Genomic DNA, 23,869 nt, shown 5'->3' with positions numbered 1-23,869 from the left:
GACCCGGGAGGAGCTGCGTTGGCCGAGAAAACGTATCAAGCAGGCGTCAAGGACTACGCCAAGACTTACTGGACGCCCGATTACGTGCCTCTGGATACGGACCTTTTGGCCGTGTTCAAGGTCGTAGCCCAGGAAGGTGTTCCGCGTGAGGAAGCCGCCGCCGCGGTCGCAGCCGAAAGCTCGACCGGCACATGGACGACGGTCTGGACTGACCTTCTGACCGACCTGGAATATTACAAGGGTCGCTGCTACCGGATCGAGGAAGTGCCGGGCAACCGCGACGCCTTCTTCGCCTTCATCGCCTATCCCATCGACCTGTTCGAGGAAGGCTCTGTCGTCAACGTCCTGACCTCGCTTGTGGGCAACGTCTTCGGCTTCAAGGCCGTGCGCTCGCTGCGCCTCGAGGACATCCGTTTCCCGCTGGCCTACGTCAAGACATGCGGCGGCCCGCCCAACGGCATCCAGGTGGAACGCGACCGGCTGAACAAGTATGGCCGTGCGCTGCTGGGTTGCACGATCAAGCCCAAGCTGGGCCTGTCGGCCAAGAACTACGGTCGTGCGGTCTATGAATGCCTTCGCGGCGGTCTGGACTTCACCAAGGACGACGAGAACATCAACTCTCAGCCCTTCATGCGCTGGCAGCACCGGTTCGAGTTCGTCATGGAGGCCGTCCAGAAGGCCGAGGCCGAGACCGGCGAGCGCAAGGGTCACTACCTGAACGTCACCGCGGCCACGCCCGAAGAGATGTACAAGCGCGCGGAATTCGCCAAGCAACTTGGCGCGCCGATCATCATGCACGATTTCTTTACCGCCGGTTTCACGGCCAACACGGGCCTTGCCAACTGGTGTCGCGAAAACGGCATGTTGCTGCACATCCACCGGGCCATGCACGCGGTCGTCGACCGCAACCCGATGCACGGCATCCACTTCCGCGTCCTGACCAAGTGTCTGCGGCTTTCGGGTGGCGACCACATGCACTCGGGCACCGTCGTCGGCAAGCTCGAGGGCGACCGCGAGGCGACGCTGGGCTGGGTCGACCAGATGCGCGAACCCTTCATCCCCGAGAACCGCAAGCGTGGTTTGTTCTTCGACCAGGACTGGGGCGCGATGCCCGGTGTGATGCCGGTCGCCTCGGGCGGTATCCACGTCTGGCACATGCCGGCGCTGGTCCAGATCTTCGGCGATGACGCCTGTCTGCAGTTCGGCGGCGGCACCCTTGGCCACCCCTGGGGCAACGCCGCGGGCGCACACGCCAACCGGGTCGCCCTGGAAGCCTGCACCGAGGCCCGCAACCAGGGTCGCGCGGTCGAGAGGGAAGGTCGCGATATCCTGACCGAGGCCGCCCGCCACAGCCCCGAGCTGGCGGTCGCCATGGAGACCTGGAAAGAGATCAAGTTCGACTTCGACACCGTCGACAAGCTCGACGCCTGAGAAGCCGCACTTCCCGCAAAATGACAATCGGAGACGATCATGGCTGACGCATCCGCCTATCCCGAAACCAAGACGAGAACCGAGACATTCTCGTATCTTCCCCCGATGTCCCCCGAGAGGATGGCGCAGCAGATCGCCTATTGCATCTCTCGCGGCTGGAACCCCGCCATCGAATACACCGAGCCCGAGAAGTCCTTTTCCAACTTCTGGTATCTGTGGAAGCTGCCGTTCTTCGGCACGCAATCGGTGGAACTGGTGCTGAACGAACTCGAGGCATGTCACCGGGCCAACCCGGGCATGCATGTCCGGTTCATCGCCTACGACAACTACGCTCAATCGCAGGGCATGGCCTTCGTGGTCTACCGCGCCTGAGCAACGGAACCTGGGATCAAGACGGATCGGAGTGGAGTATAACATGACAAGCCAGAACACACTCGAAGGCATGTCCGGACGCGAGGCCTCGCAGCTGAGACGGCGGATGCTGTCCCAGGGCAAGGCCGCCCTTCCGGTGGCCTCCGAACGGGTGCGTTCCGGTTTTCGTGAAGCCGACATGCCCGCCAAGACGACCCCTGCGGACGCGAAAGTGACCATGAACACGGTCGTGAGCCCGCCCCCGGCACCGGCATCCCCGGCCGCCGGCGGGGTCGCCACCGGCCGCGCCGCCTCGATCGAGCGTCGACGCGCCCTGTCCAAGGGCAAGGCCGCGCTGCCTGGTGCCTCCGAGCGTCTCCGCTCGGGCTTCCGGGAGGCGTCGCTGCCCGGGACCACGGCCACCGCTCAGCCGTCCGCACCCCAGAATTCCAACGCGGGCTCCGCGCCCCAGCCCAAGGGTGGCCGCGAGGCGTCGATCGCCCGCCGCCGCGCCCTCTCCAAGGGCAAGGCCGCGCTTCCGGCGGCAAGCGAGCGCGTCCGCTCGGGCTTCCGCGAGGCTGATATGCCCCGCGATGTCGCACAGGCCCCCATGGGCAGTTCGATGCCCGATCCCAGCTCGGTCGATCTGCCGGGTCCGGCGCCCGAACGGCTGTCGGGGCGGGAAATCGCACAGATGTATCGCGCCCGCCGGGCCAAGCTCGGCAATGGCGAGCAGTCCTGCGCCACGCAGGCCCAGGCCGCGCGCCAGGGCGAGATGAGCTACCCCCGCAAGGTGCATTCGGTCACCACCGCCGTCGCCAACGCGACCGTCACCGGCCTCAGCTATGCCTCGGGCCGCGCCATGACCGGCGCCGAGGCAGGCCATGACAAGCCGCTGACCGGCACGCAATATGTCGGCGGGACCGAGGGCGGTTACCGCGCTTCGGCCGGCAAGGTCGGGCATGCCCGGACCGGCGGCGGACAGACCGTATCGGGCACCATGGTCCGGTCGGGCGTGCGCATCACCGGGGACGAGGACAACGCCGATCTTCGGATCACCGGCAACGCCGACCAGAAATTCACCGATGTCGAAGGCCGCGGGGAAAGCATCGTGCCCACCGGCGCGCAGTTCGCCCGGCAATCGCAGCCCCATGGTACATCGGTCTTCGGAACGAACCTGGGCCGCTCGGCACGTTCTGTCGGCTCCCGCAGCCGCGACACCGAACGCGCGGTCGAGCAGACGCTGGCGGGGCATTCGGTCTCGGGCACGGCGATCGGGCGTTCGGCCCGGGTCACCGGGGACGAGAACGGCTCGGCCCACAGTCTGACCGGATCGCAATATCTTGCCCCCGCATCCCAGCAGGCGATGTCGGCCCCCGAAGGCGGCCGCGCGGATCCGGCCTCGGGCGGGAAGGTCACGGCATCCCAGACCTGGGGCGGCCAGACGATCACCGGCCCCGAGATGGAACGCGACCGCCGGGTCACCGGCTCCGAACATGGTGCCTGCCAGACGCTGACCGGCACGCCCTATTACGGCGCCAGCGGTGCCCAGGGCTGGTGCGATCCCGAAACCGCCTGCGCCGAGGACGCGCGCCGCGCCAAGCAGATGCCGCGCGCCATCACCGGCAACGTGCCGCTCAACGATCCCATGGTCTCGGGCACAGGGCGCGGCGCCGACCGTAACATCACAGGCTCCAGCTATTTCGTCGCCGCGGAGCGTGGCCGCGAGGATGACGGCGACCCCGTCTGCCAGTCGATCGCCGGCTTCTCGGTGATGTCGCCCCAGCGCGAGACGCATCTTCAGGCCCGCGCCACCCGCCCGGCCGAGGAACAGGCACCTTCCGCCATCACCGGCACCTTCGCCCGGGGCGAGGGCAAGGTGACGGGCAACGCCGAATTCCATGCCCCCCGGCGTAGCGGGGCAGGCGGCGGGCAATCCGGCCAGCGCCCCGCCCGCGGCAACATCACCGGCGAGGGCTCTACCCGCGGCGCGAACATCACCGGCTCGGCCTGGAGCGAAAACCGGCACGTGACCGGCACCGAGGATTTCTTTGCCGCCGGGCGCAACCCTTCGGAGCGGTCCGGTAGCGCGAACTCCTTCGCGGGCGCCCGGTCCTTCAAGTCCAAGGCCCCTCATTATGATCCCGTCAGCCCCGTTACCGGCGCCACCGGCGGCACGCCCGCCTCCGGCGCGACGGTCACCCTTTCGGGCGGAGCGGCCGGATGATGAGCGCAATTCACACCTCCTCCGGGCCGAACAAGGCCTGGCGCGCAAGCTGGGTTCCGATGGCGCAGAAAGCGCGCCCTCGCAGCACACCCTCCCGGCCGGCCCTCTCCCTATCGGTCGGGGGGGGTAGTCACCCCTTCGCGGAACCGGCGATCGCGCTGGACCTGGACCGCCGCGAGCAGGAGGTCGAAAGCAGCTTCGCCCGTCTGTCCGAGACGCTTCGCGATCTTGCGCCCCGGCAGTTCGAGGATGATTTCCCGGCCCTTGCCGTCGCGCGGCTTCGTGCGATCGGCGTCGATGCCGACCCGGATTGGTTTCACGCCCACTGGACCCGCCCGCTGGACATGGGTGCGATCCATGCCCGCGCCGCCAGCCGCCTGTTCGCGACGCTTGTTCAAAGCGGGACGGAACGGGACCGCTACGCCTCGGACGATGGCGAGCCCGTTGCCGAGCTGATCCGCCGCTGGGGTTTCCACGCGGTCGATATCACCCCCTGCGCCGATGGCCGCCTGGCCGGTCTGCTGGGGGCGGTTCTGCGGATCCCGCTGTCCATCGTCACGGCGCGCAAATCCTTCGCGGGGGCCATGTTCAACGTGGCGCAGAACCTGCACGAATGGGAAGAGGTCGAGCTGAACCGTCATCGCCGGGGCTTGCCCAACGCGCCCGACGCGGGCACCCGCTTCCTGAAGGTCGGCGTCTATCACTACTCCAGCGTCGATCCCGCCCACGACGGCTGTGCCGCCCACGGCAGCGATACCTGCCGCGCCATGACCGCGCTTCATGGCCGCCTGCTTGAATTCCAGGCGGCCGCCCAGGCCATGCACGGCGCCGGGGACGAAATCGCCCTGCTTCTGATCGGGCTCGACACCGACACGGACGCGATCCGCGTGCATGTGCCCGACGCCTCGGGAGCGATGGATGACAACCGTTTCGTCGATGCGGCCGACCTATACCAGACGACCCGCGACATGCCCCGCGACGCCGCCAAGGATGCGGTGCGTGAAGCGGTCGCCCGGGCCGCCGGGGTTCACGCCGACGACGCGGGAACCGAGGGAATGCGCTGGTTCTGCGGCTACCTTCTGAAGAACAACATCGCCCAGGTCGATGCCGTCTTGCAGAAATATCACGGCCCCTATCCCGAAGCGGGCCACGCCGAAAAGCTGATCGTGATCGGCGACCCGGTGGATGATGTGCAGCTGCGCAACCTGGCGTTCCAGGCGCAGATGAATTCGGTCGAGGAAGGCGCGCAGGACCTGAAGGTCGGCCTTCATATCCTGGCCGGTCAATCCTCCGCAAACGTGCCGGTCCTGGTGCTGCGGGACTTCGACCCCGAGATCCCCGGCGACGACCGGGCGGCGGCCGAGGTCGCGGACAGGATGCGCGCGGCGGTTCTCGCAATGGAAACCGAGGCCCGCGTGACGGTCGAGGCGGCGCTGCGGCCCGGCACCGGCGGTGCGCTGGAGTTTCTGGAGGCTCGGACATGAAAATCTTTCAGGTGGAACGAACGCTGGTCGCCACCGCGCGGATCACGCAGCTTGAAAATCACCGCCTTCTGGTCGTGCGCGAAAAAGGCGGAAGCCGCTCGGTCGCCGTCGATCCGGTGGGCTGCAAGGAAGGCGACTGGGTCATTGCGGTCGGCAGCTCGGCGGCAAAGGACGCCGCGGGCCACGCGAAATACCCCTCGGACCTGACAATCGTAGGCATCATCGACTTCTGGGAGGCCGATGCGGCCGGGAAGGCGGCACCATGAACATCATGCGCGTCGTCCGGGATCTGGTCACCACCCAACGGGTGAGCGGCCTGCAAGCCCGCCCCCTGCGGGTTCTCGAGGATGCCCGGGGCAATTTCGAGGTCGCGGTCGACGCGGTGGGCGCAAGGGTCGGCGATTTCGTCATCACCATCGCCTATTCGTCCGCGCGGATCGCCACCGGTGACCCGCGGGTCACGACCGATCTGACGATCGGCGGGATCATCGACGACTGGGACGAAGACAAATGGCACGGACCGGCACGCGCCGGAACGTAACGGATCGGCGGCGCCCGGGCAGTCCGGGCGGCGCGATGAATGGAAGAAGCTTAGCCAGAGAGGAGAAAACAATGGCGACTGAAAGAGCGGGCATCGCCCTGGGAATGATCGAAACGCGTGGCCTGGTTCCGGCAATCGAGGCAGCGGATGCCATGACCAAGGCGTCCGAAGTGCGCCTGATCTCGCGCCAGTTCGTGGGCGGCGGTTATGTCACCGTCATGGTGCGCGGCGAAACCGGTGCCGTGAACGCGGCGGTTCGTGCGGGCGCTGACGCCTGCGAGCGGGTCGGAGACGGCCTTGCGGCGGCGCACATCATCGCCCGTCCGCATTCGGAGGTCGAGAACGTCCTCCCCACCGACGCCAGCGCATAAACGGCCAACGACAGGACGTCTGGCTTCGTTTCAATCCCCCTCCGTCGGGTCCCAGGATCCGGCGGAGGGCAGATGGGAGGCATTAATCATGACACTGATGACGACTATCACGCCAGGAACGGGGATGAGTGTGACAGCAGCAACGCCCAGCGACTGGAAGACCGTCGGAAAGACGGCATCCATCACCCGCCGTTTCGAATTTCCGGATTATGCGCGCACAAGCGCCTTTCTGGACCGCGTTAACGCCCTGTCCGAAGAAACAGGGCTGTTTCCCGACCTCGGGTTCGCCGCGACCTATGTGAACGTGACGATCCCAGACGACCCGGAGCGCGACCAGTTCGCCCTGCGGATCAACGAAGCCTATGCGGAGGGCGCGGAATGAACACCGATGCCCCAACCTCCAAGGCACCGGGCCGCAAGCCCGCCAAGGCCAAATCCGGCGACGACCAGCCGAAGACCGCTGATCGGATCACGGACCGGACGGTTGGCCAGACAGCTGGGACGACCGACGCCTTCGGATCGGCGACCCCGGCCGAGCTTTCCGTCTGGCCCGACTGATGCAGGGTCTCGCGCACCGTTACGCGCGGCGGCCCGGGCCGACCGCCCCAGATCGCGCCGGAACGATCGCCGTGGCTGCCTGCATCGTCCGCGACCAACAGGGCAGGGTGCTCCTGGCACAGCGTAGGGCCGACCAGATGTCGCCCGGCACCTGGGAAATACCCGGCGGCAAGGTCGAACCCGGCGAAGCCGCCGCCGATGCCGCGATCCGCGAACTTCACGAGGAAACCGGCCTTGTGGCGCGGAACCTCAGACCGGTAAGCCGCTATGCCCATCGTTTCGAAAGACGCAGCATCGAGCTGACGTTGTTCGAGGCGGCGGAATGGTCCGGCACCCCGCACGGGCGCGAAAACCAAAGGCTGGACTGGGTGCGCCCCGACCAGCCCCATGTCGCCCCGATCCTGGGATCGAATTTCAAGGCGCTGAAGCTGCTGACCCTGCCGCCCCGCGTGATGCAGGTCGATCCGCCGGCGGTGGATGTCTCGGCCTGGGCCCGCGACGCGGCGCTGCGGGCACGCTCCTCCGGCGCAGGCGCGGTCTTTCTGGCCTGCCGTCGTCTTCCCCCCGCACAGCAGGCCGCACTTGCCGGCAGGCTTCAGGCAGAACTTTCGCGCCAGGGCATCGCCTTGTGGGTCGATGCGGCGCCGGACACCGCGGCGCGTGCGGGCGCGGTCCTTTCGACCCGTTGCGCCCAAGGGCCCCGGCAACGGGGGTCGGGCATGATCTATGCCGCGATCGACCCCTGCGGGGACGAGGCCCGGCACGCCGACGTGATCCTTCTGCGCGACCGGCCGCTGCCCGAGGGGGTGCCTGCCTTCCCGCCCATCTACGTCTTCGCGGGTTCGCCGATGCATTCCCGGATGGATCCGCGGGGCCTGCACGGCGTGATCTGCCGCAACCGCGACGACTGACGTTCCCGGGTGCCGCTGATGACACTCCTTCTTCCCTCTGTCGTGGCTCTTCCGCTGATTTCGGCCGTGTTGACGTTCTTTCTGTCGGCGCGCATGGGTCGGAAGGTTTCCGAGATCAGCGTCGCGCTGATCGCGCTCAGCTTTGCGCTGACGACGCTGGAATTCTGGTCCGCGATCCGCGGATGGGAGGGCCGGGCCGAGATCGTCCTGGGCGGCTGGCTCACCCTCTTCCGTGATCCGCTGAGCGCCATCCTGGCATGGGTCATCGCCGGTTTCAGCCTGATCGTGCATGTCTATTCCCGGCGCTACATGGCCGATGAACCGGGATACGCGCGCTTTTTCATCCTGCTGAACCTGATGACCGCAGCACTGCTGGTCATGGTCTCGGCCAGCAACCTGATCCTGCTGCTCATCGCGTGGCATTTCGTCGGGGTGCTGCTGTATCTGCTGCTGGGGCAGGATCTGCACAGCCGGCCCGCGCAACGCCATGCCTTCACGACCTTCTTCACCTACCGGCTGGGCGATCTGCCGATGGTGCTTGCGGCCGCGTTGCTGTTCCATGCCTACGGGACCTGGTCGCTGACCGAGATCTTCGCGCGCCTGGGCGACACACCCCAGACGACCGCCTTCGGCCTTCCGCTGCCGGTTGTCGTGGGTTTTCTGATCGCGCTGTCGGCCTTTGCCCGCTCGGCGCAGTTTCTGGTGCACACCTGGCTGCCCTACACGATGAACGGCCCGACGCCGGTCTCGGCGCTGATGCATGCGGGCATCGTGAACGCCGGCGGCGTGCTGGTAAACCGCTTCGCACCGGTCTATGTCCATGCGGGCGAGATCCTGCACCTGATGTTCGTGGTCGGGCTCTTCACCGCGATCGTCGGATCGGTGCTGATGCTGACCCAGCACGACATCAAGAAATCGCTGGGCTATTCCACCATGGGCCAGATGGGGTTCATGATCATGGAATGCGGGGTCGGGGCCTTTTCGCTGGCGATCTATCACCTGATCGCGCACGGCATGTTCAAGGGCACGATGTTCCTGAACGCCGCCGGGGTCATCCGTTCGGCGCGCCGCGACGACGGTGTCCCCGCCGAGGATCTTTATACCTTCATCGTCGAACGCCAGGTCGCGCGCCGGCGGCGGCCCTGGCTTGCCATGGCGATCTTTACCCTGACCGTACCCGCGGTGATCCTGTTCCTGGCCCATTACTTCGTCGAGCAGGCGTTCATGGAAAAGCAGGGCGCGGTGATCCTGCTGTTCTTCGGGTGGATGACGGGGGCGCAGCTGATCTTCGCCACCTATCACATGCGGGCGGAGAACCCCTTGCGGCTGTTCTCGCTGATCCTGGTGTCCTTCACCATCGTCGTCATCGGCTATTCGGCCATCGCCCACACGTTCGATCTGTACCTCTATCCCGACGAGGCCTTCCGCAAGGCGCTTTACACTGCCGCCGGGGTGAAGCTGATCTATTTCGATGTCTTCGTCGCGCTGCTGGCCGCCGTCATCGTCCTGGGCTGGATCTTCACCTATTACTCCGAGCGCAAGCGCCTGCCTGCCCCCGTCTGGAGCCGCCGGCTGCGCGGGATGTTCTATGCCACCGTCTCGCGCGAATTCTTCCTGGGCGATGTCTATGCCCGGACCGCCCGGGCCGTGATCGGCGGGGCCGGCCGGATCAACGCCATGCTGGGTTGGCGCTGAGATGAGCTCGGATCTTGCCCTTCTGGCCGGTGCCGCCCTTCTGCTGCCGCTGTTTCCCTTCAGCATTCTGGCGGTCGCTGTTTTCGAGCGTATCGGCAACGGAACATTGCGGTCGCTTTTACTGCTGGTCTGCCTTCTGCCCGGCGCGGCGGTGCTGGACCGGGCCGGGTTCATTCCACCCGACTGGATGCTGGCCTGGGCGATGCTGACGGCCGTGTTCTATGCCTGGCGGGCCGTGGCCTTGCAGGACGCGCGCCTGTGGGTGGTGTTTCTTGCCGTCTCCTCGGGGGCGCTTCTGTGGGCCGGGGCGGGGCATGACGGGTTACTCTGGAAGGCGCTCGGCCTGGGGCTGCCTCTGGCGATGATGAGTGTGCTGGTCGAGCTGATCGAACGCCGGTTCGGCGCCGCCCATGCGGGTATGGACCTTCGTTTGGCAACCGCGGCGCCAAAGCTGTCGGCCCTGTTTGTCGCGGCCCTGCTTGCCGTGATCGCCATGCCGGTCTCGCCGTCCTTCTTCACAATGCTGGCGCTGGTTGTCGATCAGTCCCGCCTTTCGGCGCCGACCACGCTTGCCATCCTTGGCTGCTGGATCCTGTGGTCATGGTCGGCCGCGCGCCTCTTCGCGGGGATCGCGGTTGGGCCCCGGCGTGAGCGAACCGACGATATTCCTGCCGGTCTTGCCCGGATCTACGGCGCCGGTTTCGTCGGGCTGGGGGCAACAGGGATCGTTCTGGGGGGGATGTTGCTGTGAAACAGGATCTTGGCCGCCAACTCAGCATTCGCGCCACAGCCTATGTGGCGGGCGAGGCTGTGCCATTCTTCTGGCCCATGCGGACATTCGTGAAACGCAATCCGCTTCACGGTCTGGAACATCTTGCCTTCGAGGAGGCGTTGGCGAAAGGCGCCGATCTCTTCCGCGCGCGGACGTTCCTGTCGCGCGGGCAGTATCAGGCCTATCTGGCAGGCGGGAAGGTCTCGGCAGAATCGCTGGAACACGAGATCGCCGCGGCGATCGGCGAAGCGGCGGGCGAGGCGAAGAACGCGGCGACCCTGCCGGGGATCGACCTTGGGGCCTGGGTCAAAAGCCTTCTGACGGGATGTATCGACCCACTGTCGCCGGCGGTGGCCGCGAAGGGGCCCGATCTTCACGCCGCCCTGCACGGCGCAGAAATCCCCGCCGCCCCGGCATCGCGAGAAGCCGTCGAAGCCGAGCTTCTTGCGGCCTTTCCCGACGACCGCCCGCTTTACGAGGCCATCGACGCCCTGTTCGGCACCGAGTTGGGCGAAAGGTTGGACGGACAGGTGATCCGCGCCTGTCTTGCCTTTTTCGACGAGGGACAGTCGGTCTGGTCCATGCCGGACCGGAGCAAGGGGTTCTTCACAGCCTGGCGCAATGTCGCCCCCTCGGGGGCAAGGCGCGTGCTGGCCGAGGTTGAGGCCGGCGCGCCGGCGGGCACCGCGCCCGGTCCCGAGCGGGTGATCGACCACGTGCTGAGCGCGATCGGCGTGCCGTCCGAGGCCCGGCCGACCTATCTCACCCGCGAGATGATGCGGCTTCAGGGGTGGTCGGGTTTCATCCGCTGGCGGGCCCAGGCCAAGCGTTACTACTGGTCGCAGGAACATCCCGGCGACCTTGTCGATCTGCTTGCGGTCCGCTGCACCCTCGGCATGGCCCTGATGCAGGGGCTTGAGGGCTGCCCGGTCACCGTTCCGGCCCTGCGCGATCTGTGTGCGCAACGGCCCTTCGAAATGGCGCTTCGGCGGGATTATCACGAACGCCGCGTGCCGGCCCCGATGATCCGCGACGTGCAGACTGCGGTGGAACGCGGTAAAGCCAGCAGGCTGGACAAGGTCGCCAGCCGCTATCTGGCTGAACGTCACCGCGCCGCCCACCGGCGGCTGGCCGGGGAACTGCAACGCCTGGGCCGGAAAACCGGTCAGCTGGACGCGCTGATGTCGCTCGGGCCCGAGGATCTTGCGGCGCTGGTGGACCTTCTTTCCCGGATCGAGCGGCGCGAGGGGATGATCTGGTTGCGCGCAAGCGAGGCCACGGCGCTGGATACGCTGATGGGGGGTCTCACCCTGACGCCGCCGCCGCCCCGGGACAAAAGACCCTTCGTGCAGGCCGCTTTCTGTATCGACGTGCGGTCCGAACGGATCCGGCGTCACCTGGAGGGGGTGGGCGACTACCAGACCTTCGGCATCGCCGGCTTCTTCGGTGTTCCAGCCAGCCTGCTGGAACTTGGCAAGGGCAGCGAGAAACACCTTTGCCCGGTGCTGCTGACCCCCCGCAACCTGGTCCTGGAAATGTCCGCTGCGGACTGGAGCGACGAAGCCGCGGTGACGCTGCTGGACAAGGTCATGCACGAGTTGAAAGAGACCGTGATCTCGCCCTTCGTGACGGTCGAGGCGATCGGGCTTCTGTTCGGTCTGGACATGATCGGCAAGACATTGGCGCCACAGACCTATCACCGTCTGCGCGAGCGGCTGGACGCGAAAAAGCCCCGCACCCATCTGATCCTGGACAAGCTGAGCCGCGAGCAGGCCGACTCAATCGTCCGCGCCGTGCAGCGCGCCGTCATCATCGAAGCGGCAGAGCATGAGCTGGGCCTGCCGACCGAGGACATCAACGACGCCATCGTGCGCGAGCTGCGTGAATACGCCCTGAAGAACGCCGAACCCTCGCCGGATCTGGCCGCCCGCCTGAAGACAGACGAGCCTGGCCTGGCGGGTTTCGTCGAGCAGCTGCGCGAGGTCTACCGCATCAACCGCGGCGTCGCCGACATGCAGATGGAGCATCTGGGCCGGGTCGGCTTCGGTCTGGAAGAACAGGTGATGTTCGTGCAGCAGGCCCTCAGCTCCATCGGGCTAAGCGAGAATTTCTCGCGCTTCGTCCTGCTGGTCGGCCATGGCAGCACGTCCGAGAACAACGCCTATGAATCCTCGCTCGACTGCGGCGCCTGCGGCGGCAACGACGGCCTGTCCAGCGCGCGGATCCTGGCGAACATGGCCAACAAGCACACGGTGCGCCGCCGGCTGGCGGAAAAGGGAATCGAGATCCCCGACGACACCTGGTTCCTGCCGGCCATGCACAACACCACCACCGACGAGATCGCCTTGCACGATCTGGAGCTTCTGCCGGCAACCCATTTGGTCTATCTGGACCGGCTGCGGGTGGGCCTTGCCTCGGCCAGCCGGCTGTGCGCCCAGGAACGGCTGCCGGCGCTGGGGTTCCGCAGCGACCACGGCTGCGATCCGCGCGCGGCCCTGCGCGGCACCCAGCGCAACGCGGTCGACTGGTCGCAGGTGCGCCCCGAATGGGGCCTGTCGGGCAACGCCTATTTCGTCATCGGCCGCCGCGATCTGACGCGGGGCACCAGCATGGACGGCCGGGCGTTCCTGCATTCCTACGACTACCGGCTGGATCCCAAGCGCCGGCTGCTCGAGAACATCCTGACCGGACCGCTGGTGGTGGGCCAGTGGATCAACCTCGAACATTACTTCTCGACCGTCGATAACGACCGGCTGGGCGCGGGTTCGAAGGTTTATCAAAACGTCACCGGGCAGTTCGGGGTCATGACCGGGAATCTCAGCGACCTGCGCACCGGCCTGCCGTCGCAGACCGTGCTGAACCGGGGTCAGCCCTATCATCAGCCCCTGCGCCTGACGACGCTGATCGAAGCCCCCTTTGACCATGCGATGCGGGCGATCAACGGCGTCGCCTCGGTCAAGCGGCTGGTGCTGAACGGCTGGATACGGATGGTGATCCTGGATCCCGTGACGGGGCAGGCACATGTTTTTGATGAGTCGAAATGGATCACGCGCCCGAGCCAGATCGACCAAACAGAGGACCTGGTGACAAGATGACCAAGATCAAACTCAGCCCGCTCAAGAAAATCGAAATCGTCCTTGGGGGCGAACATGTCGGTTTCGCCAAGGACCTTCTGGATCGTGCGGGGGTCAAGGGATACACGATCGTCAACAACCTGTCGGGCAAGGGAAGCCAGGGCTTTCACGAAGGGCATCTGATGTTCAACGAGGACGATGTCCTTGTCATGGTCATCGCCGCCATCGTGGAAGAGCGGGTGGATCCCATCCTCGAGGGGCTGGAGCCATTCTTCTCGGAACATTCCGGCGTCGTTTTCGTATCGGATATCCAGGTCACCCGACTGGTCAAGTTCAGCGACTGAGCGCTACCCCTCGATGAACGAGCCGTGGGCGTCCAGGACCGCCTGGCGCACCTTTTGGGTGCTTTCGGCGCCATCCTCCTTGCGGTGCGACACCAGATACCAATAGCGCATGATCGGCAGCCGCGGCCATTTCAGTTCGGTCAGCCGCCCCTCCTTCAGTTCCCGCTGGACGACGTGATGCGACAGCATCGCGACCCCCAGCCCGGCCATCACGCATTCCTTGATCGTCTCGTTCGAATCCAGCTGGATCAGCTTCGGCGGGCCATAGCCCTCGATCTGGTCCAGATAGCGGTCCAGCAGGATCCGGGTCGCGGACCCCGGTTCGCGCGCGAAGACTACCTGTCCCAGAAGACCCTCGGGGTTGTAATCGCCCCTTTCGGCAAGTTCGTGGCCGCTGGGCACGAACAGACCGAAGGGGTGCTCCCCGATCGGTGCGGCCTCGATGCCGGCGGTCCGCGGCGGGCGGCCCATGAAGGCAAGGTCCAGCAGTTCCTGTTCGAAACGCTCGATCACCTTGCCCCGGTTGGCGACCTCGAAACTGATTTCGACGCTGGGGCAGCAGTGCTTCAGCAACGCCACCACGCGCGGCGCGAAATAACGGCCCGTCGATTCGAACCCCAGCCGGACGTGGCCGACATTGCCGCTTTCCAGCGCGCGCAAATTGTCGCGGGCCCAGCCCAGAATGCCCTCGATCCGCTGGGTCGCCGAGATCAGGATCCGGGCTTCGGCCGTCGCGGCAAGGCCGCCGTCCTCCACATCCTTGGCCAACAGGTGAACGTCCAAAAGGCTTTCCAACTTCCTTATTTGACTGTGAATCGCGGGGGGGCTGAGCGAATGCAGCGCCGCCGCCTCGGTGATCGACCGCGTTTCGGCGACGGTCTTCAGGCTGCGCAGCTGTTTCAGTGTGACGGCGTCGAACACGGCAGATATCCAAATAATTTAAAGATACGTCACAATTATTAAATTTATTGAAGTCTCGCAACGTGTCACCCCTGAGAAAAGCACAGATTGGGAGGAAAGAACGTGGCAGATCCGAAAAGAACCTGCTTTCCGTCGGTCGAGGGCCACCCGGGCGTATCGGACGTTCTGGAGCGGATGGCGGATGTGTTCCGCAAGACCGCGCGCCTGATCGCGCGGGGCGAGATCGAGGGCGATCTGGCGAAAGCCGCCGGCACCAATACCGACGGAGATGCGCAAAAGGCCCTGGACGTTATCGCGGACGAGGCTTTCATGGCCGCCCTCGCGGGAAGCGACGTGCGCTATTACGCGTCCGAGGAACAGGACAGCGTCGTCGAGTTGAACGGGCAGGGCGGGCTTGGCCTGGCGATCGATCCGCTGGACGGCTCCTCCAACATCGACACCAACGTCTCGATCGGGGCCATCTTCGGCATCTACCCCGCCGGACCGGACGGCGATGCGACCTTCCTTCGCCCGGGGCGCGAACTGATCGCTGCGGGCTATGCGATCTACGGGCCGCAATGTTCCGTGGTTCTGACCGTGGGCGACGGCATTCTCAAATTCGTGCTGGACCCTGAGACGCAGGAATTCGTTCAGGTCGCCTCGCCCGCCGGGGTCGGCATCGACTCGGCGGAATATGCGATCAACGCGTCGAACTACCGGCACTGGACCAAGCCGGTCCGCGCCTATGTCGACGATCTGGTCGCCGGCGCCGAAGGGCCGCGCGGCCGCAACTTCAACCTGCGCTGGGTCGCCTCGCTGGTCGCCGAAACCCACCGTATCCTCACGCGGGGCGGCATCTTCCTTTACCCGTCCGACGCGCGGGAGGGTTACGCCCACGGCCGCCTTCGTCTGGTCTATGAATGCGCGCCGATCGCCTTTCTGGTCGAGGCCGCGGGCGGCATGGCCTCGAACGGGTCTGACCCGATCCTGGACATAGTGCCCGACGAGCTTCACGCCCGATCGCCGCTGGTCTTCGGGGGCGTGGACAAGGTCATGCGCGTCGCGGGCTACCATGAGCTGCCGGATGAAGAGATCTCGGCCCTTTTCGGCAATCGCGGCCTGTTCCGCGCCTGAGAAAGAGAGCGAAATGTCAAAGAAGCATCCGATCATCTCGGTCACAGGCTCCTCCGGGGCGGGCACCTCGACGGTGAAGACCACCTTCGATGCGATCTTCCGTCGCGAGGGGGTTAAGGCCGCCTCGATCGAGGGGGACGCCTTTCACCGTTACGACCGCGCCCAGATGAAAACCGAGCTGCAAAAGCGGATGGCCGAGGGCGATTACACCTTCAGCCACTTCAGCTATGATGCCAACGAGTTGGGCGAGCTGGAGCGCGTGTTCCGCGAATATGGCGAGACCGGCAACGGGCTGAAGCGCCATTATGTCCATGACGACGAGGAGGCCGAGAAATTCGGCGTCCCGCCCGGGCATTTCACCGCCTGGACCGCCTTTCAGGAGGAATCCGATCTTCTGTTCTACGAGGGGCTCCACGGCGCCGTGGTCAACGATCAGGTCAATCTGGCGGCGCTGGCCGACCTGAAGATCGGGGTGGTGCCGGTCATCAACCTGGAGTGGATCCAGAAGATCCACCGGGACAAGGCCTCGCGCGGGTACACGACCGAGGCCGTGACCGACACGATCCTGCGGCGCATGCACGCCTATGTGCACTGCATCTGTCCGCAGTTTTCCGAAACCGACATCAACTTTCAGCGCGTGCCCGTCGTGGACACCTCGAACCCGTTCATCGCGCGCTGGATCCCCACCGCCGACGAGAGCCTGCTGGTCATCCGCTTCAAAAATCCGCGCGGCATCGATTTCCAGTATCTGACCTCGATGATCCACGACAGCTGGATGACCCGCGCCAACAGCCTGGTCGTTCCCGGCGGCAAGATGGACCTGGCGATGCAGCTGATCTTCACCCCGATGATCCAGCGGCTGGTCGACGAGTCCAGAAAACAGTGAGGACGCGAAGATGAACCAACAGATCCCCGTCACCTCGGACGAGGCCCGCATGGCCAGCGCGATCCGCGTCCTGTCCATGGATGCGGTCCAGGCCGCCAATTCCGGCCACCCCGGCGCGCCGATGGGCCTGGCCGATGTGGCGACCGTCCTGTTCAACCGCTTCATGCGGATCGACCCGGCCGACCACCAATGGCCCGATCGCGACCGCTTTGTCATGAGTGCCGGCCACGGCTCCATGCTGGTCTACGCGATCAACCATCTTCTGGGCTATGACGACATGGATGCCGACCAGATCCGGAATTTCCGGCAGATGGGCTATCGCACCGCCGGGCACCCGGAATACGGCCACGCCAAGGGGATCGAGACCACGACCGGCCCGCTGGGTCAGGGGATCTCGACCGCTGTCGGCATGGCCCTTGCCGAGCGGATGCACAACGCGCGGTTCGGCGATGGGCTGGTGGATCACTTCACCTATGTCCTGGCCGGCGACGGATGCCTGATGGAGGGGATCAGCCACGAGGCGATCGACCTTGCCGGCCACCTGGGCCTTGGCCGCCTTGTCGTCTTCTGGGACGACAACCGGATCACGATCGACGGCGGGACCGACCTGTCCACATCCATGAATCAGGCCATGCGCTTCGAGGCGGCGGGCTGGCATGTCCAGTCAATCGACGGTCACGACAACCAGGCCATCGCCGCCGCGATCGAGGCCGCCCGGGCCGAGACCGGCAAACCCTCGATGATCGCCTGCCGCACGGTGATCGGGAAGGGCGCGCCCAACAAGGCGGGCAGCCACAAGGTGCACGGCGCCCCCCTGGGCGACGAGGAAATCGCCGCCACCCGCGACGCGCTGGGCTGGACCGCGCCCCCGTTCGAGGTGCCCGATGACGTGCGGGCCGCCTGGCAGGCCGTGGCGCGACGCGGCGCCGAGGCTCGCGCCGAGTGGCGCGCGCGCAAGGCCGACAGCCCCGAAAGCGGTGCGTTCGATGCCTCCCTCGCGCCGGTCGACGCCGACCGCTTGGCCAAGGCGATCGATACCTACAAGGCCGGGCTTTCGGCGGACAAGCCCAAGGTGGCGACCCGCAAGGCATCGGAAATGGCGCTGGAAGTGATCAACAGCACCTTACCGAATTCGATTGGCGGATCGGCCGACCTCACCGGGTCCAACAACACGATGACAAGCGGCATGCGGCCCGTGACCCGCAGCGATTATTCGGGCGATTACATCCATTACGGCATCCGGGAGCACGCGATGGCGGCGGCGATGAACGGCATCGCGCTGCATGGCGGGTTCTTCACCTATGGCGGCTCCTTTCTGGCCTTTGCCGATTACTGCCGTCCCGCGATCCGCCTGTCGGCCCTGATGGGCCTCCCGGTCGCCTATGTGATGACCCACGATTCCATCGGTCTGGGCGAGGACGGGCCGACTCACCAGCCGGTGGAAACCATCTCGGGGCTGCGCGCCATTCCCAACCTTACGGTGATCCGCCCAGCCGACGCGGTCGAGACCGCTGAGGCCTGGCAGATCGCCGCCACCGCCACCGCGACGCCGACGCTGATGTGCCTGTCGCGGCAGGGGCTGCCGACACTGCGCACCGAACACGAAGGCGAAAACCTTGTCGCCCGGGGCGCCTATGTGCTGCGCGAAGCCGAAGGCACCCGCCAGGTGACGCTGATCGCCACCGGCTCCGAGGTCGAGATCGCCATGAACGCCGCCGATCTGCTTGCCGCCGAAGGCATTGGCGCCGCGGTCGTCTCGGCCCCCTCTTTCAAGCTGTTCCGCGAACAACCCTCCGAATACCGCCAGCAGGTCAGGGGCACGGTCCCCCGCGTCGGCATCGAGGCCGCGGTGCGCCACGGCTGGGAGGTGTTTCTGGAACGCTCCGACGCTTTCGTCGGCATGACGGGATTCGGCGCCTCGGGGCCGGCCCCCGAGCTTTACGAACATTTCGGCATCACCGCCGCCAATGTCGCCGCCGTGGCGAAACGCAAGCTTGGCCTGGGATGAACCGGAACGAAGGAAAGGTTGATCTGATGGATATTTCTCGCATCCATGACATGGACGTGCGCGGCAAGCGATTGCTGGTCCGCGCCGACCTCAACGTGCCGGTCGATGGCGACCGGATCACCGACGCGACGCGTATCGAACGCTTCGCCGCCGGGATGAAACCGCTTCTGGCCCGGGGCGCCCGGCTTGTGATCTTGACCCACTTCGGTCGCCCCGATCCGCAAAGCCCCGAGCCCGAGTTTTCGGTCGGAAAGCTGTGCCCGGCGCTGTCCGACGCGCTGGGCGTGCCGGTGCGCTTCGCCGAAACCTGCACGGGCGAGGCTGCCGAAACCCAGGCCGCCCTGTTGCGCGACGGCGAGGTTCTGTTGTGCGAGAACCTGCGCTTCGACGAGGGCGAGGCCGCGAACGACCCGGGTTTCGCGGCCCGGCTGGCCCGTCTTGGCGATATCTATGTCAACGACGCCTTTTCCTGCGCCCACCGTGCCCATGCCTCTACCCATGCGATCACCCGGCTGCTGCCCTCGGCCGCCGGCCCCCTGCTGATCGAGGAGATCGAGGCACTTTCCGCCGCACTCGAGGCGCCCCGATCCCCCGCCGTCGCCATTGTCGGCGGGGCCAAGGTGTCCTCGAAGATCGCGGTGCTGAAGAACCTGGTAGGCAAGCTAGATGCCGTCATCATCGGCGGCGGCATGGCCAACACGTTCCTGTTCGCAGATGGCGCCCCCATGGGCAAATCGCTGCACGAAGCCGACCAGATCGAGACCGTCGCCGAGATCCGCGCGCTTGCCGCCAAGGCCGGTTGCCGGCTGGTGCTGCCTACCGATTGCGTCGGCGCGCGCGAATTTGCAGAAGGGGCCGAACAGCATGTCTTCGCCGCCGACGAATGCCCCGATGACATGATGATCCTCGACGCCGGGCCCCACTCGCTGGCCGAATTCGAGAAGGTCGTGGCCGGGGCACGGACGATCCTTTGGAACGGCCCGCTGGGCGCGTTTGAGGTGCCGCCATTCGACCGTTCGACGGTCGCGCTGGCGCAAAAGGCCGCCCGGGCCACGCGCGCGGGCAGTTGCGTCAGCGTGGCCGGCGGCGGTGACACCGTCGCGGCGCTGAACGTCGCCGGGGTCGCGGACGACTTCACCTATGTCTCCTCTGCCGGGGGGGCATTCCTGGAATGGCTGGAGGGCAAGGCGCTCCCCGGTATCGCGGCCTTGATGCAGGCCACCAAAGCAGCCTGAGGAGGTTCACCGCAAATGGCACTGATTACGCTTCGCCAGCTTCTGGATCACGGCGCCGAGTATGGTTACGGGGTCCCGGCATTCAACATCAACAACATGGAACAGGGCATCGCCATCATGAAGGCCGCCGAGGCCGTGGACGCCCCCGTGATCCTCCAGGCCAGTCGCGGCGCCCGGTCCTACGCCGGTGACATCATGCTGCGCCACATGGTTCAGGCGCTGGCCGAGATGTTTCCGAACAACCCGATCTGCATGCATCAGGACCATGGCAACAACGAACAGACATGCCTCAGCGCAATCGGCCACGGCTTCACCTCGGTGATGATGGACGGCTCTCTCGAGGCGGACATGAAGACGCCCGCCTCCTACGAATACAACGTGGACATCACGCAGCGGGTGTCGCAGATGGCCCATTGGGTCGGCGCCTCGGTCGAGGGTGAGCTGGGCGTTCTGGGATCGCTGGAAACCGGGGAAGCCGCCGAAGAGGACGGATCGGGCGCGGTCGGCAAGCTGTCGATGGAGGACCTTCTGACCGACCCCGACCAGGCTGCCGATTTCGTTGCCACGACCAAGGTCGACGCGCTGGCGATCGCCTGCGGCACCTCGCACGGGGCCTACAAGTTCTCGCGCAAGCCCGACGGCGAGATCCTGGCGATGACGCGCATCGCCGAAATCCACAAGCGCATTCCCACGGTGCATCTGGTCATGCACGGATCCTCCTCGGTGCCGCAGTCGTTGCAGGACATGATCAACGAATTCGGCGGTGAGATGCCCCAGACCTACGGCGTGCCGGTGGAGGAAATCGAAAAGGGCATCAAGTCCGGGGTCCGCAAGGTCAACATCGACACCGATTGCCGCATGGCGATGACCGCGCAGTTCCGCAAGGTCGCCACCCAGAACCCGAAAGAGTTCGACCCGCGCAAGTTCCTGATCCCCGCCATGCAGGAGATGGAGGATCTGTGCCGTGACCGGTTCGAGCGGTTCGGAACGGCCGGAAACGCCTCGAAGATCAAGGTCATCCCGATGGATGACATGGCCAGACGCTATGCCGACGGATCGCTCGACCCGGTCATCGGCGCCGCCAAGGCCGCCTGATCCGCGCCGCACGCAAACCAGAACCAGAGGGGGCCCAAGATGGGTTTTGATCGCAACGTTAAGATCGCGCCGTCGATCCTGTCCGCCGATTTCGCCAATTTCGGACAGGAGATCCGCGCGATCGAGGCGCAGGGCGCCGACTGGGTCCATGTCGACGTGATGGACAACCATTTCGTGCCGAACCTGACCTTCGGTCCGCCGGCGGTCAAGGCGTTCCGCAAGCACGTCAAGACGGTGATGGACGTCCACCTGATGATCTCACCGGTCGATTCCTCGATCGACGCCTACGCCGACGCAGGGGCCGACATTCTGACGGCCCATGTGGAGGCGGGGCCGCATATCCACCGAACGCTGCAAGCGATCCGCGCCGCCGGGATGAAGGCGGGCGTCGCGCTGAACCCCGGCACCCCGGCCGAGGCAATCGCCCACGTCCTCGATCTGTGCGATCTGGTCTGCGTGATGACGGTGAACCCGGGCTTCGGCGGCCAGAAGTTCATCGACATGACGGCCAAGGTGCGCCGCCTGCGCGAGATGATCGGCGACCGCGAGGTCCATATCGAGATAGACGGCGGCGTCGATCCCGACACCGCCCCGCTTGTCCGCGCCGCAGGGGCGGATGTGCTGGTTGCAGGCTCGGCCGTGTTCCGCGGCGGCTCGGTGGAAGCCCCCGATGTCTATGGCCGCAACATCGCCGCCATCCGCGCCGCGGCGGAGGGGGCATGACCCTGAGGGCGCTAATATTCGATGTGGACGGAACCCTCGCCGAAACCGAAGAGGCGCATCGCAGGGCGTTCAACCGCACCTTCGACGAGGCCGGGCTGGACTGGTGCTGGACGGTCGCGGATTACAAGCGGCTGCTGAAGACCACCGGCGGCAAGGAGCGGATCCGCCGCCATCGCGACGATATCGGGGCCCGGATGCCGGACGACGGGGAAATCGCGCGCCTGCACCGCCGCAAGACCGAGATCTACGGCGAGATCATAGCCGGGGGCGAGCTGAGCCTGCGCCCGGGCGTCGCGCAGCTGATCCAGGCGGCGGTGGATGCCGGAATCAGGGTCGCCGTCGCCACCACCACCAACCTTCCCAATGTCGAGACCCTGTGCCGCGCCTGCTGGGGCCGCCCTGCCACGGAGGTGTTCGAGGTCATCGCGGCGGGCGATCAGGTCGCCGCCAAGAAGCCCGCGCCCGATGTGTTCGAACTGGCCCTCAGCCGGCTTGATCTTGACCCGTCGCAAGCGATTGCGTTCGAGGACAGCCTGAACGGTTTGAAATCGGCCCGTGGGGCGGGGCTGAAGGTCGTGGTAACGCCGTCGGCATACACCGCCGACGAGGATTTCACCGGCGCCGAATGGGTGATCCCCGACCTGACAAGGCCCAACCTTCCGGCGCCGCTGCTGTTCGGCCCCGACCGCTGACCCAGCCTTCGCGGGCGCGAAACCTGCGCGAAAATCCGTCCCGACATCCGTCCCGGCGGCAAACAGTCCGCAGCCAATCCAATCGCTTGAGAAATAAGTGGTCGGAGTGAGAGGATTCGAACCTCCGACCCCTGCCTCCCGAAGACAGTGCTCTACCAGGCTGAGCTACACTCCGACGCGAACGGCACGCTTGTCCGGCCCTGTCATTTCCCCGCTCGGGCGCGGGGCAGATGGCTCGGGGCGTCTGCCGTTGCGGCGGGTTATTTGCTTTTTTCGGTTGCGTGTCAAGCAGCTTGCCCGGCCCGCGATGCCTATCGCGGGGGCCGTGATTCAGACCACCGGCCGGCGCGTGGCGCGGGCCACCGCGCGCATTGAAAGCCAGCTGTCCTGACGGCTCCGCATCTTCTGCACCGGCTGGTTGCGCGAGGGTCCGCGGATGCTTTCGCGCAGCACGATATAGACGCCGCTGGCGATCACCAGGCCGGCCCCGATGAGGGTGAAGATGCCGGGGCTTTCGCCGAAGAAAAGCGCGCCGTAAAGCACCGCCCACAGGATCTGGGAATACTGCATCGGCGCGACCACCGCCGCGTCGCCCGACCGGTAGGCCCCGATCAGGAGCAGCCCCGCCACGAAACTGAGGGCCGAGATCACCGCCAGCATGCCCAGGTGGGTAACGGGCATGGGGGTGTAGCTGACGGGCATGATCAGCCCCATCAGCACCACGCTGGCCATCATCGGGTAGAGCATCAGGACGACCGACCGTTCATCATTGCCGATCTTGCGCACCACGACCGAGGCCGTGGCCGAACCGACCGCTGCCACCAGCGCCGCGAGGTGCCCGGCGCCGATCGGGGTCACCCCGGGGCGCAGCACCACCAGCACCCCCAGCATGCCCAGCGCGATGGCGAACCAGCGGTGGCGCCCGACCCTTTCACCGAGGATCGGAATCGACAGGATCGTCACCAGCAGCGGGGCCGCGAAAAGGATGGCGTAGACCTGCGCCATGGGCAGGACCGAGAAGGCGTAGAAGGCCGAAAGCCCCGTTGCCACGCTGGCCGCCGTGCGCAGGGCCGACCACCAGGGATGCACAGGGCGCAGGTTTCCGGCCGTCCTGTCGCGCACCAGCATCAGCGTCGCCAGCGGAAAGCTGAGCAGGACGCTGAAGAACAGGATCTGCGGCGCCGAATAGAAGCCGCCCAGGCTTTTCACCACCACGTCATGGGTCGAGAAGGTGGCAAAGGCCAGCAGCGCCAGGATCGTGCCGCGCAGGTTGGATCGGGCTGTATCGGGCATGGGCGATCTCCGCAGGCGATTGACGGCTGATAAAAGCAGCGTCCGCGGCGGGGTCAACCCGCCGGGCCTGCGCCGGACGCGAACCGGCGGGCTTCCCCCGGTGGTGGGCAGGGGCGGAACCCGGCCCGGGGCCGGGTTCCGCGA

At 66.1% G+C, this 23,869-nt stretch carries 23 protein-coding genes and 1 tRNA gene; 21 read left to right on the top strand and 3 right to left on the bottom strand.

What is annotated here, in order from left to right; all coding sequences use genetic code 11:
• The first annotated feature begins 18 nt into the window (after nucleotides 1–18).
• The 14 genes from CLV77_RS12485 (at nucleotide 19) to CLV77_RS12420 (ending at nucleotide 13,759) form a co-directional block, all read left to right on the top strand.
• On the top strand, nucleotides 19–1,431 hold the full coding sequence (locus CLV77_RS12485; RefSeq protein WP_076980007.1) for a form I ribulose bisphosphate carboxylase large subunit: 1,413 nt from the start codon (nucleotides 19–21) through the stop codon (nucleotides 1,429–1,431).
• A 39-nt stretch (nucleotides 1,432–1,470) separates the two neighbouring features.
• A complete protein-coding gene (locus tag CLV77_RS12480) occupies nucleotides 1,471–1,803 on the top strand; it encodes a ribulose bisphosphate carboxylase small subunit (RefSeq protein ID WP_076980008.1) in 333 nt (110 codons plus the stop codon).
• Nucleotides 1,804–1,846: 43 nt separating this feature from the next.
• Nucleotides 1,847–4,009, top strand: coding sequence for an alpha-carboxysome scaffolding protein CsoS2 (locus CLV77_RS12475; RefSeq protein WP_076980009.1), 2,163 nt, complete (start codon nucleotides 1,847–1,849; stop codon nucleotides 4,007–4,009).
• Complete coding sequence (locus CLV77_RS12470) at nucleotides 4,009–5,493, top strand: carboxysome shell carbonic anhydrase (RefSeq protein WP_197685736.1); 1,485 nt, start codon at nucleotides 4,009–4,011, stop codon at nucleotides 5,491–5,493. Before CLV77_RS12475 ends, CLV77_RS12470 begins: the two co-directional genes overlap by 1 nt.
• Entirely contained in the window at nucleotides 5,490–5,759 is a 270-nt protein-coding gene (gene csoS4, locus CLV77_RS12465; protein ID WP_076980011.1) for an alpha-carboxysome shell vertex protein CsoS4, read from the top strand. Before CLV77_RS12470 ends, csoS4 begins: the two co-directional genes overlap by 4 nt.
• A complete protein-coding gene (locus CLV77_RS12460) occupies nucleotides 5,756–6,034 on the top strand; it encodes a carboxysome peptide B (RefSeq protein ID WP_076980012.1) in 279 nt (92 codons plus the stop codon). The genes csoS4 and CLV77_RS12460 overlap by 4 nt, the downstream gene beginning before the upstream one ends.
• Nucleotides 6,035–6,105: 71 nt before the next feature.
• Nucleotides 6,106–6,405 carry an alpha-carboxysome major shell protein CsoS1 gene (gene csoS1, locus CLV77_RS12455; protein WP_076980013.1) on the top strand — a complete coding sequence of 100 codons (300 nt, stop codon included), beginning with the start codon at nucleotides 6,106–6,108 and terminating at the stop codon, nucleotides 6,403–6,405.
• 88 nt (nucleotides 6,406–6,493) lie between these two features.
• Nucleotides 6,494–6,787, top strand: a complete 294-nt coding sequence (locus tag CLV77_RS12450; RefSeq protein ID WP_197685737.1) for a 4a-hydroxytetrahydrobiopterin dehydratase — start codon at nucleotides 6,494–6,496, stop codon at nucleotides 6,785–6,787.
• Nucleotides 6,784–6,963 (top strand): hypothetical protein, encoded by a 180-nt coding sequence (locus CLV77_RS12445; RefSeq protein WP_076980015.1) that lies wholly within the window; start codon nucleotides 6,784–6,786, stop codon nucleotides 6,961–6,963. Before CLV77_RS12450 ends, CLV77_RS12445 begins: the two co-directional genes overlap by 4 nt.
• On the top strand, nucleotides 6,963–7,874 hold the full coding sequence (locus tag CLV77_RS12440) for an NUDIX domain-containing protein (RefSeq protein ID WP_083707787.1): 912 nt from the start codon (nucleotides 6,963–6,965) through the stop codon (nucleotides 7,872–7,874). The genes CLV77_RS12445 and CLV77_RS12440 overlap by 1 nt, the downstream gene beginning before the upstream one ends.
• 18 nt (nucleotides 7,875–7,892) lie before the next feature.
• Entirely contained in the window at nucleotides 7,893–9,569 is a 1,677-nt protein-coding gene (locus CLV77_RS12435) for an NADH-quinone oxidoreductase subunit 5 family protein (protein WP_076981110.1), read from the top strand.
• 1 nt (nucleotide 9,570) lies between these two features.
• Complete coding sequence (locus CLV77_RS12430; RefSeq protein ID WP_076980017.1) at nucleotides 9,571–10,320, top strand: hypothetical protein; 750 nt, start codon at nucleotides 9,571–9,573, stop codon at nucleotides 10,318–10,320.
• Nucleotides 10,317–13,436, top strand: a complete 3,120-nt coding sequence (locus CLV77_RS12425; RefSeq protein WP_076980018.1) for a DUF2309 domain-containing protein — start codon at nucleotides 10,317–10,319, stop codon at nucleotides 13,434–13,436. Before CLV77_RS12430 ends, CLV77_RS12425 begins: the two co-directional genes overlap by 4 nt.
• Entirely contained in the window at nucleotides 13,433–13,759 is a 327-nt protein-coding gene (locus CLV77_RS12420; protein WP_076980019.1) for a P-II family nitrogen regulator, read from the top strand. Before CLV77_RS12425 ends, CLV77_RS12420 begins: the two co-directional genes overlap by 4 nt.
• A 3-nt stretch (nucleotides 13,760–13,762) precedes the next feature.
• Here the strand turns inward: CLV77_RS12420 and CLV77_RS12415 are convergent, their stop codons facing one another.
• A complete protein-coding gene (locus CLV77_RS12415; protein ID WP_076980020.1) occupies nucleotides 13,763–14,680 on the bottom strand; it encodes a LysR family transcriptional regulator in 918 nt (305 codons plus the stop codon).
• Nucleotides 14,681–14,782: 102 nt separating this feature from the next.
• Here CLV77_RS12415 and CLV77_RS12410 point away from each other — a divergent pair, with 102 nt between their 5' ends.
• From CLV77_RS12410 to CLV77_RS12380, 7 genes are read left to right on the top strand one after another with little or no spacing between them, the layout of a single operon-like run.
• Nucleotides 14,783–15,793 carry a class 1 fructose-bisphosphatase gene (locus CLV77_RS12410; protein WP_269843295.1) on the top strand — a complete coding sequence of 337 codons (1,011 nt, stop codon included), beginning with the start codon at nucleotides 14,783–14,785 and terminating at the stop codon, nucleotides 15,791–15,793.
• A gap of 13 nt (nucleotides 15,794–15,806) precedes the next feature.
• Complete coding sequence (locus CLV77_RS12405) at nucleotides 15,807–16,679, top strand: phosphoribulokinase (RefSeq protein WP_076980021.1); 873 nt, start codon at nucleotides 15,807–15,809, stop codon at nucleotides 16,677–16,679.
• 10 nt (nucleotides 16,680–16,689) lie between these two features.
• The gene (gene tkt / locus CLV77_RS12400; protein WP_076980022.1) at nucleotides 16,690–18,687 is read left to right on the top strand and encodes a transketolase; all 1,998 of its coding nucleotides are present in this window, start codon (nucleotides 16,690–16,692) and stop codon (nucleotides 18,685–18,687) included.
• Between the two features lie 26 nt (nucleotides 18,688–18,713).
• Entirely contained in the window at nucleotides 18,714–19,922 is a 1,209-nt protein-coding gene (locus CLV77_RS12395) for a phosphoglycerate kinase (protein WP_076980023.1), read from the top strand.
• Nucleotides 19,923–19,937: 15 nt separating this feature from the next.
• Nucleotides 19,938–21,017 carry a class II fructose-bisphosphate aldolase gene (gene fba / locus CLV77_RS12390; RefSeq protein ID WP_076980024.1) on the top strand — a complete coding sequence of 360 codons (1,080 nt, stop codon included), beginning with the start codon at nucleotides 19,938–19,940 and terminating at the stop codon, nucleotides 21,015–21,017.
• 39 nt (nucleotides 21,018–21,056) lie between these two features.
• Nucleotides 21,057–21,740, top strand: coding sequence for a ribulose-phosphate 3-epimerase (gene rpe, locus CLV77_RS12385; RefSeq protein WP_076980025.1), 684 nt, complete (start codon nucleotides 21,057–21,059; stop codon nucleotides 21,738–21,740).
• The gene (locus CLV77_RS12380) at nucleotides 21,737–22,432 is read left to right on the top strand and encodes an HAD-IA family hydrolase (protein WP_076980026.1); all 696 of its coding nucleotides are present in this window, start codon (nucleotides 21,737–21,739) and stop codon (nucleotides 22,430–22,432) included. Before rpe ends, CLV77_RS12380 begins: the two co-directional genes overlap by 4 nt.
• A 98-nt stretch (nucleotides 22,433–22,530) precedes the next feature.
• On the opposite strand, the gene CLV77_RS12375 is transcribed toward CLV77_RS12380, so the two are convergent.
• Nucleotides 22,531–22,607: transfer RNA gene (locus CLV77_RS12375), tRNA-Pro, on the bottom strand.
• A gap of 155 nt (nucleotides 22,608–22,762) precedes the next feature.
• A complete protein-coding gene (locus CLV77_RS12370; protein ID WP_076980027.1) occupies nucleotides 22,763–23,725 on the bottom strand; it encodes a DMT family transporter in 963 nt (320 codons plus the stop codon).
• Nucleotides 23,726–23,869 lie beyond the last annotated feature (144 nt).

Origin of the sequence: Brevirhabdus pacifica (assembly GCF_002797755.1) — a bacterium.
Classification (GTDB): Bacteria; Pseudomonadota; Alphaproteobacteria; order Rhodobacterales; family Rhodobacteraceae; genus Brevirhabdus; species Brevirhabdus pacifica.
The sequence above is the reverse complement of the archived record's forward strand: the minus strand, read 5'-3'. Positions and strand labels throughout refer to the sequence as shown.